Genomic DNA, 17,518 nt, shown 5'->3' on the forward strand with positions numbered 1-17,518 from the left:
TCTGTCCGCGATGGATTCCGGCGCGATGCGGACCCAATCGCGGACGGAGTCCGCTCCTACCCTTGGCCTACATTCGGATCAACCTGAGGGTTGGCCTGAGTGCCGAGTGCCCGCCCAGCCTTTTCGCAGGCAATAAAAAACCGGCCACCAGGGCCGGTTTTTCATGGCACCCCGAACTCAGCGGTATTCGCAGAGGTAGGCGGTGTCCTGGGCGACCTTGAGCTGGAACTTGCTGTTGGCCGGCACGGTGAACTGGCTGCCGCCTTCGAAGGTTTCCCAGTTGTCGCTGCCCGGCAGCTTGACGGTCAGCGCGCCGGCGACGACGTGCATCACCTCCAGCTGGCTGGTGCCGAACTCATATTCGCCGGGCGCCATCACGCCGATGGTGGCGGGGCCTGCGGTCATGTCGAAGGCGATGGATTTGACGGTGCCGTCGAAGTACTCGTTGACCTTGAACATGGGCGTCTCCTGCTAGAGGGGTGAAAAAGGGCCCGCCAGTATGCCCAAGGCCGCGGGCGCCGTCACTAGAGCGGCGCAGGCGACCGTGCGGTCTGCGAAGGAAGGCTTATTTCAGCCCGCCACGGGCAGGGTCAGCGGCAGCAGGCGGGCAGTGTTGCGGGCGTCTTCCAGGGCGCGGTGCGGCTGCCCCTGGAAGTGCAGCCCGGCCAGGTGCAGCGCGGCATTCAGGCCCACCGGGCGCTTGAGCTGGCGGGCCTGGGCGAAACGCTGCTTGAGGTTGACGTGGGGGACGCGGGACAGGTGGCTGTCCAGGTGCTGGCGGCGCCACTCCAGCTCCAGCTGGCGACGGTCGTAGTCGCCCCAACTGGTCCAGCCGGCCAGGCGCGGGCTGTGCTGGGCAAGCCAGCGCTCGAATTGCGGCCAGACTTCGTGCAGCGGAGCGGCGGCATCGACGTTGGCCTGGGTGATGTGGGTCAGCTCCCGGCAGAACGCCGTCAGCAGGGGGCGCCGCTGCGGACGGACGAAGCGCTGGAAATGGTCCAGCTCGCGGCCGTCGGCTTCGGCCACCAGGCTCGCGCCGATCTCGATGATCTCCATTTCCTCGACTGGCCAGCCGCCTTCCTCGGTGGTGGCTTCCAGGTCGATCACCAGCCAGTGGGGCATAGTCGGTGCTCGTGGTTGGGTTCGAGTCGAGTATGGAAGGCGTTTGCGAGGCCGGCAAACCGCGCTAGGCTGAGCGCCTTCTGCTGACAAGGGGACCGCGATGGCGAAAGTGGCATTCATCGGCCTGGGCGTGATGGGGTATCCCATGGCCGGGCATCTGGCGCGCGAAGGGCACGAGGTGTGCGTCTACAACCGTACCGCCAGCCGCGCGGCGCAGTGGGTCAGGCAATTCGGCGGCCGCTCGGCCCAGACCCCGCGCGAGGCCGCGCAGTGGGCGGACTTCGTGATGTGCTGCGTGGGCAATGACGATGACCTGCGCAGCGTCGTGCTGGGCGAGGACGGTGCGCTGGCCGGCATGCAGCCCGGCGCGGTGCTGGTGGACCACACCACCGCCTCGGCGGAGGTGGCCCGCGAACTGGCGGTGGCAGCCGCCGAGCGCGAGCTGGGCTTCCTCGACGCGCCGGTGTCCGGCGGGCAGGCCGGCGCCGAGAATGGCGCGCTGACGGTAATGGTCGGCGGCGACGCGGCCATCTTCGCCCGCGCCGAGCCGGTGATCGCCACCTACGCGCGCATGGTGCGGCGCATGGGCCCGGTGGGCAGCGGCCAGTTGACCAAGATGGTCAACCAGATCTGCGTTGGCGGCCTGTTGCAGGGGCTGTCCGAGGCGCTTCACTTCGCCCAGAGCGCCGGTCTCGACGGCCTGGCAGCGATGGAAGTGATCAGCAAGGGCGCTGCGCAGTCCTGGCAGCTCGAGAATCGCCACCAGAGCATGCTGGAAGGGCGCTTCGACTTCGGCTTCGCCGTGGACTGGATGCGCAAGGACCTGGGCATCGTCCTCGATGAGGCCCGCCGCAACGGCGCGCAGCTGCCCGTGACGGCGCTGGTCGACCAGTTCTATGCCGAGGTGCAGGCCGCCGGCGGTGGGCGCTGGGATACCTCCAGCCTGATCACCCGCCTGCAGGGCACGCCCGAGTCCTGAGTCGCTAATCGTGCGTTCAGGCGCGGAAGATGAAGTACACCGCGCCCAGCAGGCACAAGCCTGCCCATAGATAGTCGAGCTTGAGGGGCTGCTGCATGAAGTACACGCTGAACGGCACGAAGACCGCCAGCGTGATGACTTCCTGCATGATCTTCAGTTGCCCCACCGACATCACCGTGTAGCCGATGCGGTTGGCCGGCACCTGCAGCAGGTACTCGAACAGGGCGATGCCCCAGCTGACCAGCGCCGCGATGATCCACGGCTTGCTGCTCAGGGTTTTCAGGTGGCCGTACCAGGCGAAGGTCATGAACAGGTTGGACAGCGACAGGAGAAACGCGGTTTGTAGCCAGACCGGCATGGCAGAGGCTCCAGTGGGGGACTGCGCCTGAGCCTACTGGATGCGCCAGGAGGCAGCCAAGGGGCGGCGGCGAAGAGGCTCGCGCGAACGCCGTTGTATCGCCTGCGTCAGGCGTTGGCGATTACTTGCACCGTGGCGGGGCTCCGCCGATCCGGCCGGCTTGGCGGAACGGCTGGCGCGCTTTATGCTCGCGGCCATTTCTGGCGTCCCCGGTTTTGGGGGCGTCTGGCGGGCGTGGCCGCGCCCATTGGTGAGCAATGGAACGGCTCCGCGCTTCCAGCCTGTGTGTCTATTTCCCGACGTGAGAGTTCTTCCATGGAGTGCCGTATCGGTTGTGGCGCCTGCTGCATCGCGCCGTCGATTTCCTCGCCCATTCCCGGCATGCCCGACGGCAAGCCGGCGGGCGTGCGCTGCGTGCAACTGGACGAGCGCAATCTGTGCAAACTATTTGGCGACCCTCGGCGTCCAAAGGTCTGCGCGGCCTTCGAGGCGGACGTCGAGGCGTGCGGCAGCAGCAATGAACAGGCGCTGCAGATCCTCACCGAGTGGGAGCGCATCACAGCGGCCTGATGTGACTTGGAAGTCACGTTTTCGCGGTCCATACTGACGCCCCGACCCGCTCAAGACCGCGGATTGCGACGGGGCGGTGGCATTCGCTGCCCCCACAAGATCAAGAATAAAGAGAGGTAAGACGATGCGTGGTGTATTGCGTATGACCCTGCTGGCCACTGCCGTGGTGGGCTTTGCCGGTACTGCCCTGGCGGAAGACTGGAAGCTGGAGAAGGAAGACGACGGCGTGAAGGTCTTCCTCAGCCCCGTGGCAGGTTCCAAGTACAAGGCCTACCGTGGCGTCGTCGACATCAAGGCGGACGTAGCCAAGATCAACGCCCTGCAGGAAGACGTGGCCGGCTCCTGCAAGTGGATCCACGCCTGCGCCGAGATGCGCCTGCTCAAGCACGAAGGCGACGATTCCTGGACCTACTCGAAGATCGACATGCCCTGGCCGGTGACCGGCCGTGACGTGGTGATCCACGTGACCACCGAGAAGACCACCGATGGCGGCCTGATTCGCCACCTGAAGGCCGAGCCGACCTACATCCCGGAAGAGAAGGGCGAGATCCGCGTACCCAAGCTGATCGGCGAGTGGAAGCTGGTGCCCAAGGGCGCTGGCGTGACCGAAGTGACCTACCAGGTGCAGACCGAGCCGGGCGGCAGCATTCCGTCCTGGCTTGCCAACAGCTTCGTGGTCGACGCGCCGATGAACACCCTGAAGGGCCTGCGCAGCGCTGCCGAGAAGTAATCGACGCTGGTGTGCCGCGCCATGAAAAGCCGCCTTCGGGCGGCTTTTTCGTTGTTGGTGGGGGCGAGCTTGTTGGCGAATGGTTTCCGGTGGGGCTGGCGTGAAGCGGTTCGCGAGCAAGCTCGCTCCTACAGGCGGGCGCTTTGCGTTCGAGTTACCCGGTTGCGGTAGATTCCGCCGCGCTGGATTTTACAGATCAGGTCCCTCGCGACGTCGCCTGGTGCTCTTCGTAGGAGCGAGCTTGCTCGCGAACCGCTGGAGTCATGCGGTCTGGCTAGGCGAGTGGACTCCGTCCGCGATCGATTTCAGCGTGCTGCTGACCTATCGCGGACGGAGTCCGCTCCTACGGAATAGGCGAACACCGCGCAATGCAGAGCATAAAAAAGCCGCCCGAAGGCGGCCTTTTCTTGCTCCGTAGCGCTTAGCGGGCCTTGAGGTCCACGAAGTCGCGCTGGGCGGAGCCGGTGTACAGCTGGCGCGGACGGCCGATCTTGTACGGGCCGGAGAGCATTTCCTGCCAGTGCGAGATCCAGCCCACGGTACGTGCCAGGGCGAAGATCACGGTGAACATGCTGGTCGGGATGCCGATGGCCTTCAGGATGATGCCGGAGTAGAAGTCCACGTTCGGGTAGAGGTTGCGCTCCACGAAGTAGGGGTCGTGGCGGGCGATTTCTTCCAGCTTCATGGCCAGTTCCAGCTGCGGGTCGTTGATGCCCAGCTCCTGGAGGACCTCGTCGCAGGTCTGCTTCATGACCTTGGCGCGCGGGTCGAAGTTCTTGTACACGCGGTGGCCGAAGCCCATCAGCTTGAACGGATCGTTCTTGTCCTTGGCCTTGGCCACGAACTTCTCGATGTTCGACACGTCACCGATCTCGTCCAGCATGCGCAGCACGGCTTCGTTCGCACCGCCGTGAGCCGGACCCCACAGGGCCGCGATGCCCGAGGCGATACAGGCGAACGGGTTGGCACCCGAGGAGCCCGCCAGGCGCACGGTGGAGGTGGAGGCGTTCTGCTCGTGGTCGGCGTGCAGGATGAAGATGCGGTCCATGGCCTTGGCCAGCACAGGGCTGATCGGCTTGGTCTCGCAGGGGGTGTTGAACATCATATGCAGGAAGTTCTCTGCATAGTTCAGGTCGTTGCGCGGGTACATCATCGGCTCGCCCTTGGAGTACTTGTACACCATGGCGGCGATGGTCGGCATCTTGGCGATCAGACGATGCGCCGAGACTTCCCGGTGCTTCGGATTATTGATGTCCAGGGAGTCGTGGTAGAAGGCGGAGAGGGCACCGATCACGCCGCACATCACGGCCATCGGGTGCGCATCACGGCGGAAGCCGTTGAAGAAGGTCTTCAGCTGCTCGTGAACCATGGTGTGGTTCTTGATGGTGCCGACGAACTTTTCCTTCTGCTCGGCAGTCGGAAGCTCGCCGTTGAGCAGCAGGTAGCAGGTTTCCAGGTAGTCGGACTTCTCGGCGAGCTGTTCGATCGGGTAGCCGCGGTGCAGCAGCACACCTTTATCACCGTCGATGAAGGTGATCTTCGACTCGCAGGAGGCGGTGGACATGAAGCCGGGGTCGAAGGTGAAGTGACCCGTGGAGGTCAGGCCCCGCACGTCGACGACATCGGGACCCAGCGTGCCGGAGAGGACAGGCAGTTCGACGGGGGCAGCGCCCTCGATGATCAACTGCGCTTTTTTGTCAGCCATGATGGCCTCCTATTTATGCTTGAAATCATCTGTACGACCCCCCACGCAGGGCCCGCACCACTATAGAGAGATAAATCCGAATGTCAATTTGCACAATCGGACATGATCGGCTCCTCCAAGCCTCTGTTTTGGCGAAAAAAATTGCCTGTTTACGCCTTTTTGGGGGGTGCGGCAATTAGTCCTTAGGTGAAGGTCTTTCCGTTGTCATTAGGGGCCTAACTGTCTATACTCGGCGACCAGCCGCCAAGGGCCGTCCGGCCTCGCTTCATCGGTGGTTGTCACTCCCGAAGGTGATGGGTACCTGACAAGTGCACCTCCCGACAACTAGCCCTGCTTCATATAAGGGCTCTCAGTGTGAAAAAAGCCGTGAATAGCAAACGACCCGTAAACCTAGACCTAAGGACCATCCAACTCCCTATCACTGCTTACACGTCGATTCTCCACCGTATCTCCGGCGTCATTCTGTTCGTGGGCATCGCAGTGCTGCTGTTCGCACTGGATCGTTCCCTCGCTTCGGAAGACAGCTTCGAGCAGGTGAAGGCGTGTCTGACCCATCCGTTGGTCAAGCTTGTGATCTGGGGCCTGCTGTCTGCGCTGCTGTACCACCTGGTAGCCGGTATTCGTCACCTCATCATGGATGCAGGTATTGGCGAAACACTGGAAGGCGGTAAGCGTGGTTCGAAAATCGTCATCGCTGTCGCAGTGGTGCTGATCGTTCTGGCGGGGGTATGGGTATGGTAACTAACGTCACTAACTTGTCGCGTTCGGGTCTCTATGACTGGATGGTCCAGCGCGTCTCCGCGGTCGTTCTCGCGGCTTATGTCCTCTTCCTGCTGGGCTTCCTGATCGCTCACCCGGGCATCTCCTACGCCGAGTGGCATGGTCTGTTCTCCCACAGCCTGATGAAGATCTTCAGCCTGTTGACGCTGGTTTCCCTGAGCGTGCACGCATGGGTCGGTATGTGGACCATCACCACCGACTACCTGACTCCGATGGCGCTGGGCAAGTCCGCGACCGTCGTGCGTTTCCTCGTCCAGGCAGTATGCGGCATGGCCATGTTCGCATTCTTCGTCTGGGGTGTGCAGATTCTCTGGGGTAACTGATCCATGGCTAGCATTCGTTCTCTTTCCTTCGACGCCATCATCGTAGGTGGCGGCGGCGCCGGCATGCGCGCTGCGCTGCAACTGGCCCAGGGCGGTCACAAGACTGCCGTGGTGACCAAGGTCTTCCCGACCCGTTCGCACACCGTATCCGCCCAGGGCGGCATCACCTGCGCCATCGCGTCGGCCGACCCGAACGACGATTGGCGCTGGCACATGTACGATACCGTCAAGGGCTCCGACTACATCGGTGACCAGGATGCTATCGAATACATGTGCTCCGTCGGCCCGGAAGCCGTGTTCGAGCTGGAACACATGGGCCTGCCGTTCTCCCGTACCGAGCAGGGCCGCATCTACCAGCGTCCGTTCGGTGGCCAGTCCAAGGACTTCGGCAAGGGTGGCCAGGCTGCCCGTACCTGTGCCGCGGCTGACCGTACCGGTCACGCCCTGCTGCACACCCTCTATCAGGCCAACCTGAAGAACGGTACTTCCTTCCTTAATGAGTGGTACGCCGTTGACCTGGTGAAGAACCAGGACGGTCATGTGGTTGGCGTCATCGCCATCGACATCGAAACCGGCGACACCGTTTATATCCGTTCCAAAGCCGTGGTCCTGGCCACTGGCGGTGCCGGCCGTATCTACGCCTCCACCACCAACGCCCTGATCAACACCGGTGACGGCATCGGCATGGCCCTGCGCGCTGGCGTACCGGTGCAGGACATCGAGATGTGGCAGTTCCACCCGACCGGCATCGCCGGCGCTGGTGTACTGGTCACCGAAGGTTGCCGCGGTGAAGGCGGTTACCTGATCAACGCCCATGGCGAGCGCTTCATGGAGCGTTACGCTCCGAACGCCAAGGACCTGGCCGGCCGCGACGTGGTTGCCCGTTCCATGGTGAAGGAAGTGATCGCCGGCAACGGCGTGGGCCCGAACAAGGACCACGTACTGCTTAAGCTCGACCACCTCGGCGAAGAAGTTCTGCACAGCCGCCTGCCCGGCATCTGCGAACTGTCCAAGACCTTCGCCCACGTCGACCCGGTTGTCGCTCCGATCCCGGTTATCCCGACCTGCCACTACATGATGGGCGGCGTTGCCACCAACATTCATGGCCAGGCCCTGACCATGGACGCCAACGGCAACGAGCAGATCGTCGAAGGCCTGTTCGCCGTAGGCGAAGTGGCTTGCGTATCGGTACACGGCGCCAACCGCCTGGGCGGCAACTCGCTGCTCGACCTGGTGGTATTCGGTCGCGCCACCGGTCTGCACCTGGAGAAGGCGCTCAAGGATGGTATCGAGCACCGCCAGGCTTCCGAGTCCGACCTGGAATCCGCGTTCAAGCGCCTGAACGGCGTGAACGAGCGCACCAGCGGCGAAGAAGTCGCTCCGCTCAAGCGCGAGCTGCAATCCTGCATGCAGAACTACTTCGGTGTGTTCCGTACCGGCGAATACATGCAGAAGGGTATCGCTCAGCTGGCCGATCTGCGTGAGCGTATCGCTACCGTCAAGATCAACGACAAGAGCCAGGCATTCAACACGGCGCGTATCGAAGCGCTGGAACTGCAGAACCTCCTCGAAGTGGCCGAAGCCACTGCGATTGCGGCCGAAGCCCGCAAAGAGTCCCGCGGCGCGCATGCCCGTGAAGACTTCGAGGAGCGCGACGACGAGAACTGGCTGTGCCACACCCTGTACTTCCCGGGTGAGAAGCGCGTTGCCAAGCGTGCCGTCAACTTCGCGCCGAAAACTGTTCCGGCATTCGAACCCAAGGTTCGTACTTACTAAGGGTGCCCGCCATGTTGCAAGTGAGTGTTTACCGCTACAACCCTGAGAAGGACGCTGCACCGTACATGCAGGACTTCCAGGTCAATACCGACGGCAAGGACATCATGGTCCTGGACGTACTGGCGCTGATCAAGGAACAGGACGAGGGCTTCTCCTACCGTCGTTCCTGCCGTGAAGGCGTGTGCGGCTCCGACGGCATGAACATCAACGGCAAGAACGGCCTGGCCTGCATCACCCCCCTGTCGGCCGCTGGCCTGAAGGGCGGCAAGCTGGTTCTGCGTCCGCTGCCGGGCCTGCCGGTCATTCGTGACCTGGTCGTCGATATGCGCATCTTCTACAAGCAGTACGAGAGCGTGAAGCCGTTCCTGCAGAACAAATATGCAGCGCCGGCCATCGAACGTCTGCAAAGCCCGGAAGAGCGCGAGAAGCTGGACGGTCTGTACGAGTGCATCCTGTGCGCCTGCTGCTCGACCTCCTGCCCGTCGTTCTGGTGGAACCCCGACAAGTTCCTGGGTCCTGCTGCACTGCTGCAAGCCTATCGCTTCCTGGCCGACAGCCGTGACACCGAAACCCAGGCGCGCCTGGCGAGCCTGGATGACCCGTTCAGCGTCTTCCGCTGCCGCGGGATCATGAACTGCGTGAACGTCTGCCCGAAGGGTCTGAACCCCACCAAGGCAATCGGTCACATCCGTAACATGCTGCTGCAGAGCGGCACCTGATCCGCGGCTTCGGCCAAGGATCCTGTGACGAGCGACACCTGTGCCGCCGGAACATTGTCCGGCGGTACAGTCCTTAGGACCCAAGCCCACAAAGCGGGGGTCCTGTTTTGAAAACGTATATATGACCAGCAGGGGCATCCGGGCTGGTACCCGGACTATCTGCGGGAATCGGTGGCTTGGAGTCGCTGTGTATGACTTCGCGCCAGAGATTCCACAGGTGGAGTCCCCTTACCGAGGGTGACCAAGCATGCACGAAAGCGTAATGCAGCGGATGTGGAACAGTGCCCATCTATCCGGTGGAAACGCTGCCTACGTCGAAGAGCTCTACGAGCTCTACCTGCACGACCCGAACGCTGTGCCAGAAGAGTGGCGCACGTACTTCCAGAAGCTTCCCGCCGACGGCAATCCCGCCCCCGACGTCTCGCATTCCTCTATCCGTGATCATTTCGTACTCCTGGCCAAGAACCAGCGCCGCGCTGCGCCTGTTTCCGCTGGCAGCGTAAGCACCGAGCACGAGAAGAAGCAGGTTGAAGTCCTGCGTCTGATCCTGGCATACCGTCTGCGCGGCCATCAGGCGGCATCGCTCGATCCGCTGGGTCTCTGGGTGCGTACCGCTCCCTCCGATCTGTCGCTCGAACACTACGGGCTTACTGCTGCAGACCTCGACACCACCTTCCGTACCGGTGAGCTCTACATCGGCAAGGAAGAGGCGACCCTGCGTGAAATCATCGATGCGCTGAAGCAGACCTACTGCAGCACCATCGGCGCCGAGTTCATGCACATCGTCGATTCCGAGCAGCGTCACTGGTTCGCCCAGCGCCTGGAAAGCGTGCGCGGCCGTCCGGCTTATTCCGCCGACGCCCGTTCGCACCTGCTCGAGCGCCTGACCGCAGCCGAAGGCCTGGAAAAGTACCTGGGCACCAAGTACCCGGGCACCAAGCGTTTCGGCCTGGAAGGCGGCGAGAGCCTGATTCCGATGGTCGACGAGATCATCCAGCGCTCCGGCTCCTACGGCGTCAAGGAAATCGTCATCGGCATGGCCCACCGCGGCCGCCTGAACGTCCTGGTCAACACCCTGGGCAAGAACCCGCGCGACCTCTTCGACGAGTTCGAAGGCAAGAAACTGGTCGAGCTGGGCTCGGGTGACGTGAAATACCACCAGGGCTTCTCCTCCAACGTCATGACCACCGGCGGCGAAGTCCACCTCGCCCTGGCGTTCAACCCCTCGCACCTGGAAATCGTTTCCCCGGTGGTCGAGGGCTCGGTACGCGCCCGCCAGGACCGTCGCAAGGACGGCAGTGGCGACAAGGTCGTGCCGATCTCCATCCACGGCGATGCCGCCTTCGCGGGGCAGGGCGTGGTCATGGAGACCTTCCAGATGTCGCAGACCCGTGCTTACAAGACGGGCGGCACCATCCACATCGTGATCAACAACCAGGTGGGCTTCACCACCAGCCGCCAGGACGACGCTCGTTCCACCGAGTACGCGACCGACGTGGCGAAGATGATCCAGGCGCCGATCTTCCATGTGAACGGCGACGATCCGGAAGCGGTCCTGTTCGTGACCCAACTGGCCGTCGACTACCGCATGCAGTTCAAGCGTGACGTGGTCATCGACCTGGTCTGCTACCGCCGTCGCGGCCACAACGAGGCCGACGAGCCGAGCGGCACCCAGCCGCTGATGTACCAGCAGATCGCCAAGCAGCGCACCACCCGTGACCTGTATGCCGACGCGCTGATCGCAGCCGGTGTGCAGACCGCCGAGCAGGCCCAGGAGAAGGTCGACGAATACCGCGACGCTCTCGACAACGGCCAGCACGTTGTGAAGAGCCTGGTGAAGGAGCCCAACAAGGAGCTCTTCGTCGACTGGCGTCCGTACGTGGGCCATGCCTGGACCGCGCGCCACGACACCCGCTTCGACCTGAAGACCCTGCAGGACCTCTCGGCCAAGCTGCTGGAGACTCCGGACGGCTTCGTCATGCAGCGTCAGGTACAGAAAATCTACGAAGACCGCGCGAAGATGTCTGCCGGTGGCATGCCGATCAACTGGGGCTTCGCCGAGAACCTGGCCTACGCCACCCTGCTGTTCGAAGGTCACCCGGTACGCATGACCGGTCAGGACGTCGGCCGCGGCACCTTCTCGCACCGCCACGCGGCGCTGCACAACCAGAAGGACGACTCGGTCTACATCCCGCTGGCCAACCTGTTCGACGGTCAGCCGCGCGTCAGCCTGTACGACTCCTACCTCTCCGAAGAAGCCGTCCTGGCCTTCGAATACGGCTACGCCACCACCATGCCGAACGCGCTGGTGATCTGGGAAGCCCAGTTCGGTGACTTCGCCAACGGTGCGCAGGTCGTGATCGACCAGTTCATCACCAGCGGTGAAACCAAATGGCAACGCCTGTGTGGCCTGACCATGCTGCTGCCGCACGGTTACGAAGGCCAGGGTCCGGAGCACTCCTCCGCGCGCCTGGAGCGTTACCTGCAGCTGTGTGCTGAGCAGAACATCCAGGTCTGCGTGCCGACTACCCCGGCCCAGGTCTACCACATGCTGCGCCGTCAGGTGATCCGTCCGCTGCGCAAGCCGCTGATCGTGATGACGCCGAAGTCGCTGCTGCGTCACAAGCTGGCCATCTCGACCCTGGAAGATCTGGCCAACGGCTCTTTCCAGACCGTGATCGGCGAGATCGACAACCTGGACCCGAAGAAGGTCGACCGCATCGTGCTGTGCAGCGGCAAGGTGTACTACGACCTGCTGGAGAAGCGCCGTGCCGAAGGCCGCGAGAACATCGCGATCGTTCGTATCGAGCAGCTGTATCCGTTCCCGGAAGACGACCTGGCGGAGGTCCTGTCGCAGTACAAGAACCTCAAGCACATCGTCTGGTGCCAGGAAGAGCCGATGAACCAGGGCGCCTGGTTCTGCTCGCAGCATCACATGCGTCGTGTCATCGCCGCGCACAAGAAAGGTCTCAACCTGGAATACGCGGGCCGCGAAGGCTCGGCAGCTCCGGCTTGCGGCTACGCTTCGATGCACGCCGAGCAGCAGGAAAAACTGCTGCAGGACGCCTTCACCGTTTAACGCCAACGCGCAGTTGATACCGAATTTAAGGAAACACACATAATGGCTATCGAAATCAAAGCCCCAACCTTCCCGGAATCGGTTGCCGACGGCACCGTCGCAACCTGGCACAAGAAGGTCGGTGAAGCCGTCAAGCGTGACGAACTGATCGTCGACATCGAGACCGACAAGGTCGTGATCGAAGTACTGGCCGAGGCCGACGGCGTGCTGGCTGAGATCGTCAAGAACGAAGGCGACACCGTTCTCTCCAACGAACTGCTGGGCAAGCTGAGCGAAGGCGGTGCTGCCGCTGCCGCTCCGGCTGCTGCCGCCGCTCCTGCTGCCGCCCCGGCCGCTGCTGCGCCGGCTGCCGCCGCTGCCGACGACAACATCCTCTCGCCGGCCGCCCGCAAGCTGGCCGAAGAGAATGGCATCGACCCGAACAGCCTGGCCGGCACCGGCAAGGGCGGTCGTGTGACCAAGGAAGACGTCGTTGCCGCCGTTGAAGCCAAGAAGAACGCCCCGGCTGCCGCTCCGGCCGCCAAGGCTGCTGCGCCGGCTGCCGCCGCCGCTCCTGTGTTCGCCGCTGGCGACCGCGTAGAGAAGCGCGTGCCGATGACCCGCCTGCGCGCCAAGGTTGCCGAGCGTCTGGTCGAAGCCCAGTCCTCCATGGCCATGCTGACGACCTTCAACGAAGTCAACATGAAGCCGATCATGGACCTGCGCAACAAGTACAAGGACCTGTTCGAGAAGAAGCACAACGGCGTCCGCCTGGGCTTCATGTCCTTCTTCGTCAAGGCCGCCACCGAAGCCCTGAAGCGCTTCCCGGGCGTCAACGCGTCGATCGACGGCAACGACATCGTCTACCACGGCTACCAGGACATCGGTGTGGCAGTTTCCAGCGACCGCGGTCTGGTCGTGCCGGTTCTGCGTAACGCCGAGTTCATGAGCCTGGCCGAGATCGAGAACGGCATCGCCACCTTCGGCAAGAAAGCCAAAGACGGCAAGCTGTCCATCGAAGACATGACCGGCGGTACTTTCACCATTTCCAACGGTGGCGTATTCGGTTCCCTGCTGTCGACTCCGATCGTCAACCCGCCGCAGACCGCCATCCTCGGCATGCACAAGATCCAGGAGCGCCCCATGGCCGTTAACGGCCAGGTGGTCATCCTGCCGATGATGTACCTGGCGCTGTCCTACGATCACCGCATGATCGATGGCAAGGAAGCGGTCAGCTTCCTGGTCACCATGAAGGATCTGCTGGAAGATCCGGCTCGCCTGCTGCTGGACGTCTGATACGTCAGTTCACACGACGGCCCCGTACTACACGACGGCCCCGAAAGGGGCCGTCCGCTTCACCGGAATAAGGATTGAGACATGAGCCAGAAATTCGACGTGGTTGTGATTGGTGCCGGCCCCGGCGGCTACGTAGCCGCCATCCGTGCCGCCCAACTCGGCCTGAAGACCGCTTGCATCGAGAAGTACATCGGTAAAGAGGGCAAGGTCGCTCTCGGCGGCACCTGCCTGAACGTAGGCTGCATTCCGTCCAAGGCACTGCTGGACAGCTCCTGGAAGTACAAGGAAGCCAAAGAGGGCTTCGAAATTCACGGTATCTCCACCGGCGGCGTGAAGATGGACGTCCCGGCGATGGTTGCCCGCAAGGCCAACATCGTGAAGAACCTGACTGGCGGCATCGCTACCCTGTTCAAGGCCAACGGCGTGACCTCCTTCGAAGGCCACGGCAAGGTCCTGGCCAACAAGCAGGTCGAAGTGACCGGCCTGGACGGCAAGACCCAGGTCCTGGAAGCCGACAACATCATCATCGCGTCGGGTTCCCGTCCGGTTGAAATCCCGCCGGCTCCGCTGACCGAAGACGTGATCGTCGACTCCACCGGCGCCCTGGAATTCCAGAGCGTACCGAAGAAGCTGGGCGTGATCGGCGCCGGCGTCATCGGCCTGGAGCTGGGTTCGGTCTGGGCTCGCCTGGGCGCGGAAGTCACCGTTCTGGAAGCTCTGGACAAGTTCCTCCCGGCTGCCGACGAGCAGATCGCCAAGGAAGCCCTGAAGACCCTGACCAAGCAAGGTCTGAACATCCGCCTGGGCGCCCGCGTCACCGGTTCGGAAGTGAAGAAGAAGCAGGTCACCGTGACCTTCACCGACGCCAACGGCGAGCAGAAGGAAACCTTCGACAAGCTGATCGTGGCCGTGGGCCGTCGCCCGGTGACCACCGACCTGCTGGCCGCCGACAGTGGCGTGACCCTGGACGAGCGTGGCTTCATCTACGTCGATGACCACTGCAAGACCAGCGTTCCGGGCGTCTACGCCATCGGTGACGTGGTACGCGGCGCCATGCTCGCGCACAAGGCCTCGGAAGAGGGCGTGATGGTTGCCGAGCGCATCGCCGGCCACAAGGCCCAGATGAACTACGACCTGATTCCGTCGGTGATCTACACCCACCCGGAAATCGCATGGGTCGGCAAGACCGAGCAGCAGCTCAAGGGCGAAGGCGTCGAAGTCAACGTCGGTACCTTCCCGTTCGCCGCCAGCGGCCGCGCCATGGCTGCCAATGACACCACCGGTCTGGTCAAGGTCATCGCCGATGCCAAGACCGACCGCGTACTGGGCGTCCACGTGATCGGCCCGAGCGCCGCCGAGCTGGTTCAGCAAGGCGCGATCGGCATGGAATTCGGCACCAGTGCCGAAGACCTGGGCATGATGGTCTTCTCCCACCCGACTCTGTCCGAAGCGCTGCACGAAGCGGCCCTGGCGGTGAATGGCCACGCCATCCACATCGCCAACCGCAAGAAGCGCTAAGGAACGGGACCACGGCGGGGAGGGCGGCAGTCTTTTGCGAGGGGCTGCCTCCCACCCGCCGGATCGTTTCTCCCCCGTGGGGGAACTCGGTCACAGGTGGCGTGGTGCCACGAGCGCCGCGCCGAATGCGCAATACCCAAGACGAAAACGGTAGACAAGCATGAATCTCCACGAATATCAGGGTAAGCAGCTGTTCGCTGAGTACGGCCTGCCCGTATCCAAGGGCTTCGCCGTCGACACACCCGAAGAGGCCGCAGAAGCCTGTGAAAAAATCGGTGGTACCGAGTGGGTCGTTAAGGCCCAGGTACACGCTGGTGGCCGCGGCAAAGCGGGCGGTGTGAAGCTGGTCAAGAGCAAAGAGGACGCCAAGGCGTTCGCCGCCAACTGGCTGGGCAAGCGTCTGGTGACCTACCAGACTGACGCCAACGGCCAGCCGGTCAGCAAGATCCTGGTGGAATCCTGCACCGACATCGACAAGGAGCTCTACCTGGGCGCCGTTGTCGACCGTTCCAGCCGTCGCATCGTCTTCATGGCCTCCACCGAAGGTGGCGTGGACATCGAGAAAGTTGCGCACGAGACCCCTGAGAAGATTCTGAAGGCCACCATCGATCCGCTGGTTGGCGCTCAGCCGTTCCAGGGCCGCGAGCTGGCCTTCCAGCTGGGCCTGAAGGGCGACCAGATCAAGCAGTTCACCCACATCTTCGTTGGCCTGGCCAAGCTGTTCCAGGACTACGACCTGGCACTGCTGGAAGTGAACCCGCTGGTGATCAAGAAAGACGGCAACCTGCACTGCCTGGACGCCAAGATCAACATCGACTCCAACGCCATGTACCGTCAGCCCAAGCTGCGCGCCATGCACGACCCGTCCCAGGACGACGCTCGTGAAGCCCATGCGCAGAAGTGGGAGCTGAACTATGTCGCGCTGGAAGGCAACATCGGCTGCATGGTCAACGGCGCTGGCCTGGCCATGGGCACCATGGACATCGTCAACCTGCACGGCGGCAAGCCGGCCAACTTCCTCGACGTTGGCGGCGGTGCCACCAAAGAGCGCGTGACCGAAGCGTTCAAGATCATCCTGTCCGACAGCAACGTCGCTGCCGTTCTGGTGAACATCTTCGGCGGCATCGTTCGCTGCGACATGATTGCCGAAGGCATCATCGGCGCCGTGAAAGAAGTCGGCGTGAAAATCCCGGTTGTCGTTCGTCTGGAAGGCAACAACGCTGAGCTCGGCGCCAAGGTCCTGGCCGAGAGCGGTCTGAACATCATCGCGGCGACCAGCCTGACCGACGCTGCCCAGCAAGTCGTCAAGGCCGCGGAGGGTAAGTAATGAGCGTCCTGATCAATAAAGACACCAAAGTCATCTGCCAGGGCTTCACCGGCTCGCAGGGTACCTTCCACTCCGAACAAGCCATCGCCTACGGCACCAAGATGGTTGGCGGCGTGACCCCCGGCAAGGGCGGCACCACCCACCTCGGCCTGCCGGTGTTCAACACCGTCAAGGAAGCCGTGGAAGCCACCGGCGCTGACGCATCGGTCATCTACGTTCCGGCTCCGTTCTGCAAGGACTCGATCCTGGAAGCGGCCTTCGGCGGCATCAAGCTGATCGTCTGCATCACCGAAGGCATCCCGACCATCGACATGCTGGAAGCCAAGGTCAAGTGCGACGAGCTGGGCGTACGCCTGATCGGCCCGAACTGCCCGGGCGTGATCACTCCCGGCGAGTGCAAGATCGGCATCATGCCGGGTCACATCCACCTGCCGGGCAAGGTAGGCATCGTGTCGCGTTCCGGCACCCTGACCTACGAAGCCGTGAAGCAGACCACCGACGCCGGCTTCGGCCAGTCCACCTGCGTGGGCATCGGTGGTGACCCGATCCCGGGCTCCAACTTCATCGACATCCTGAAGCTGTTCCAGGAAGACCCGAAAACCGAAGCCATCGTCATGATCGGCGAAATCGGTGGTTCGGCCGAAGAAGAAGCCGCGGCCTACATCAAGGCCAACGTGACCAAGCCGGTGGTGTCCTACATCGCTGGTGTAACCGCTCCGCCCGGCAAGCGCATGGGCCACGCGGGCGCCATCATCTCCGGTGGCAAGGGCACTGCGGACGAGAAGTTCGCCGCCCTGCAGGACGCTGGCGTGAAAACCGTGCGTTCCCTGGCTGACATCGGCAAGGCCCTGGCCGAGCTGACCGGCTGGGCGGTCAAGTAAGCGCCTCGCTGACTTAACCGTTCGTCAACAGAGGCCACCTTCGGGTGGCCTCTGTCGTTAGGGCGGCGTCTGAAAGAAGTGTCGTTCAGGCGACACCTACGTTCATTCCACGGACGATCTGACGTATGTCAGTGCAGCTCATCGGAATAGATCGTTAGGCTAGCAACTATATGAAGCGTCGCGTTCCCCACAAGGGAAGGCGCGCTCACCGTCCACTCCTACCCGGAGGCGACGGCGATTCCTGACCGTCATGGATGGCGGGATAAACAGAATGCAGGAGCAACCGGGCCACGAGCCCATGGAAAACCTCTGCTATCGGACTTCCAAGAACAAATCACCGTACCGATGACAGCAGCATCACAGGATGCCCAGGCTC

At 62.9% G+C, this 17,518-nt stretch carries 16 protein-coding genes; 12 read left to right on the forward strand and 4 right to left on the reverse strand.

Annotated features, from left to right (window positions below):
• Window positions 1–177: 177 nt before the first annotated feature.
• Window positions 178–459 (reverse strand): pyrimidine/purine nucleoside phosphorylase, encoded by a 282-nt coding sequence (gene ppnP / locus N0B71_RS19685; RefSeq protein ID WP_259754391.1) that lies wholly within the window; start codon window positions 457–459, stop codon window positions 178–180.
• Between the two features lie 111 nt (window positions 460–570).
• Window positions 571–1,122 carry an exonuclease domain-containing protein gene (locus tag N0B71_RS19690; protein ID WP_259754392.1) on the reverse strand — a complete coding sequence of 184 codons (552 nt, stop codon included), beginning with the start codon at window positions 1,120–1,122 and terminating at the stop codon, window positions 571–573.
• A gap of 100 nt (window positions 1,123–1,222) precedes the next feature.
• Between N0B71_RS19690 and N0B71_RS19695 the strand changes: the two genes are divergently transcribed.
• Window positions 1,223–2,101 (forward strand): NAD(P)-dependent oxidoreductase, encoded by an 879-nt coding sequence (locus N0B71_RS19695; protein ID WP_259754393.1) that lies wholly within the window; start codon window positions 1,223–1,225, stop codon window positions 2,099–2,101.
• A 16-nt stretch (window positions 2,102–2,117) separates the two neighbouring features.
• Here N0B71_RS19695 and N0B71_RS19700 read toward each other — a convergent pair whose 3' ends face one another.
• Window positions 2,118–2,459 (reverse strand): DMT family protein, encoded by a 342-nt coding sequence (locus N0B71_RS19700; protein ID WP_045208042.1) that lies wholly within the window; start codon window positions 2,457–2,459, stop codon window positions 2,118–2,120.
• Between the two features lie 315 nt (window positions 2,460–2,774).
• On the opposite strand from N0B71_RS19700, the gene N0B71_RS19705 reads away from it, so the two are divergent.
• On the forward strand, window positions 2,775–3,029 hold the full coding sequence (locus N0B71_RS19705; protein WP_259754395.1) for a YkgJ family cysteine cluster protein: 255 nt from the start codon (window positions 2,775–2,777) through the stop codon (window positions 3,027–3,029).
• 124 nt (window positions 3,030–3,153) lie between these two features.
• Window positions 3,154–3,759, forward strand: a complete 606-nt coding sequence (locus tag N0B71_RS19710; RefSeq protein WP_259754396.1) for an START domain-containing protein — start codon at window positions 3,154–3,156, stop codon at window positions 3,757–3,759.
• Window positions 3,760–4,180: 421 nt separating this feature from the next.
• Here the strand turns inward: N0B71_RS19710 and gltA are convergent, their stop codons facing one another.
• Window positions 4,181–5,464, reverse strand: a complete 1,284-nt coding sequence (gene gltA / locus N0B71_RS19715; protein WP_259754397.1) for a citrate synthase — start codon at window positions 5,462–5,464, stop codon at window positions 4,181–4,183.
• A 354-nt stretch (window positions 5,465–5,818) separates the two neighbouring features.
• On the opposite strand from gltA, the gene sdhC reads away from it, so the two are divergent.
• From sdhC to sucD, 9 genes are all read left to right on the forward strand, one after another.
• Complete coding sequence (sdhC, locus tag N0B71_RS19720; protein ID WP_259754398.1) at window positions 5,819–6,205, forward strand: succinate dehydrogenase, cytochrome b556 subunit; 387 nt, start codon at window positions 5,819–5,821, stop codon at window positions 6,203–6,205.
• On the forward strand, window positions 6,199–6,567 hold the full coding sequence (gene sdhD, locus N0B71_RS19725) for a succinate dehydrogenase, hydrophobic membrane anchor protein (protein WP_259754399.1): 369 nt from the start codon (window positions 6,199–6,201) through the stop codon (window positions 6,565–6,567). The genes sdhC and sdhD overlap by 7 nt, the downstream gene beginning before the upstream one ends.
• Before the next feature lie 3 nt (window positions 6,568–6,570).
• Window positions 6,571–8,343: a succinate dehydrogenase flavoprotein subunit gene (gene sdhA / locus N0B71_RS19730; protein ID WP_254475730.1), complete on the forward strand. Its 1,773-nt coding sequence runs from the start codon at window positions 6,571–6,573 to the stop codon at window positions 8,341–8,343.
• A gap of 11 nt (window positions 8,344–8,354) precedes the next feature.
• Window positions 8,355–9,062, forward strand: a complete 708-nt coding sequence (locus N0B71_RS19735; protein ID WP_259754402.1) for a succinate dehydrogenase iron-sulfur subunit — start codon at window positions 8,355–8,357, stop codon at window positions 9,060–9,062.
• Between the two features lie 247 nt (window positions 9,063–9,309).
• Window positions 9,310–12,141 carry a 2-oxoglutarate dehydrogenase E1 component gene (locus N0B71_RS19740; protein ID WP_259754403.1) on the forward strand — a complete coding sequence of 944 codons (2,832 nt, stop codon included), beginning with the start codon at window positions 9,310–9,312 and terminating at the stop codon, window positions 12,139–12,141.
• A 42-nt stretch (window positions 12,142–12,183) separates the two neighbouring features.
• Window positions 12,184–13,416, forward strand: a complete 1,233-nt coding sequence (odhB, locus tag N0B71_RS19745) for a 2-oxoglutarate dehydrogenase complex dihydrolipoyllysine-residue succinyltransferase (RefSeq protein ID WP_259754404.1) — start codon at window positions 12,184–12,186, stop codon at window positions 13,414–13,416.
• 81 nt (window positions 13,417–13,497) lie between these two features.
• On the forward strand, window positions 13,498–14,934 hold the full coding sequence (lpdA, locus tag N0B71_RS19750; RefSeq protein WP_259754405.1) for a dihydrolipoyl dehydrogenase: 1,437 nt from the start codon (window positions 13,498–13,500) through the stop codon (window positions 14,932–14,934).
• Between the two features lie 160 nt (window positions 14,935–15,094).
• Window positions 15,095–16,261 carry an ADP-forming succinate--CoA ligase subunit beta gene (sucC, locus tag N0B71_RS19755; RefSeq protein ID WP_259754406.1) on the forward strand — a complete coding sequence of 389 codons (1,167 nt, stop codon included), beginning with the start codon at window positions 15,095–15,097 and terminating at the stop codon, window positions 16,259–16,261.
• Window positions 16,261–17,142: a succinate--CoA ligase subunit alpha gene (sucD, locus tag N0B71_RS19760; protein ID WP_207883052.1), complete on the forward strand. Its 882-nt coding sequence runs from the start codon at window positions 16,261–16,263 to the stop codon at window positions 17,140–17,142. The genes sucC and sucD overlap by 1 nt, the downstream gene beginning before the upstream one ends.
• Window positions 17,143–17,518 lie beyond the last annotated feature (376 nt).

This window comes from Pseudomonas sp. GCEP-101 (genome assembly GCF_025133575.1).
GTDB classification, from domain to species: domain Bacteria; phylum Pseudomonadota; class Gammaproteobacteria; order Pseudomonadales; family Pseudomonadaceae; genus Pseudomonas; species Pseudomonas nitroreducens_B.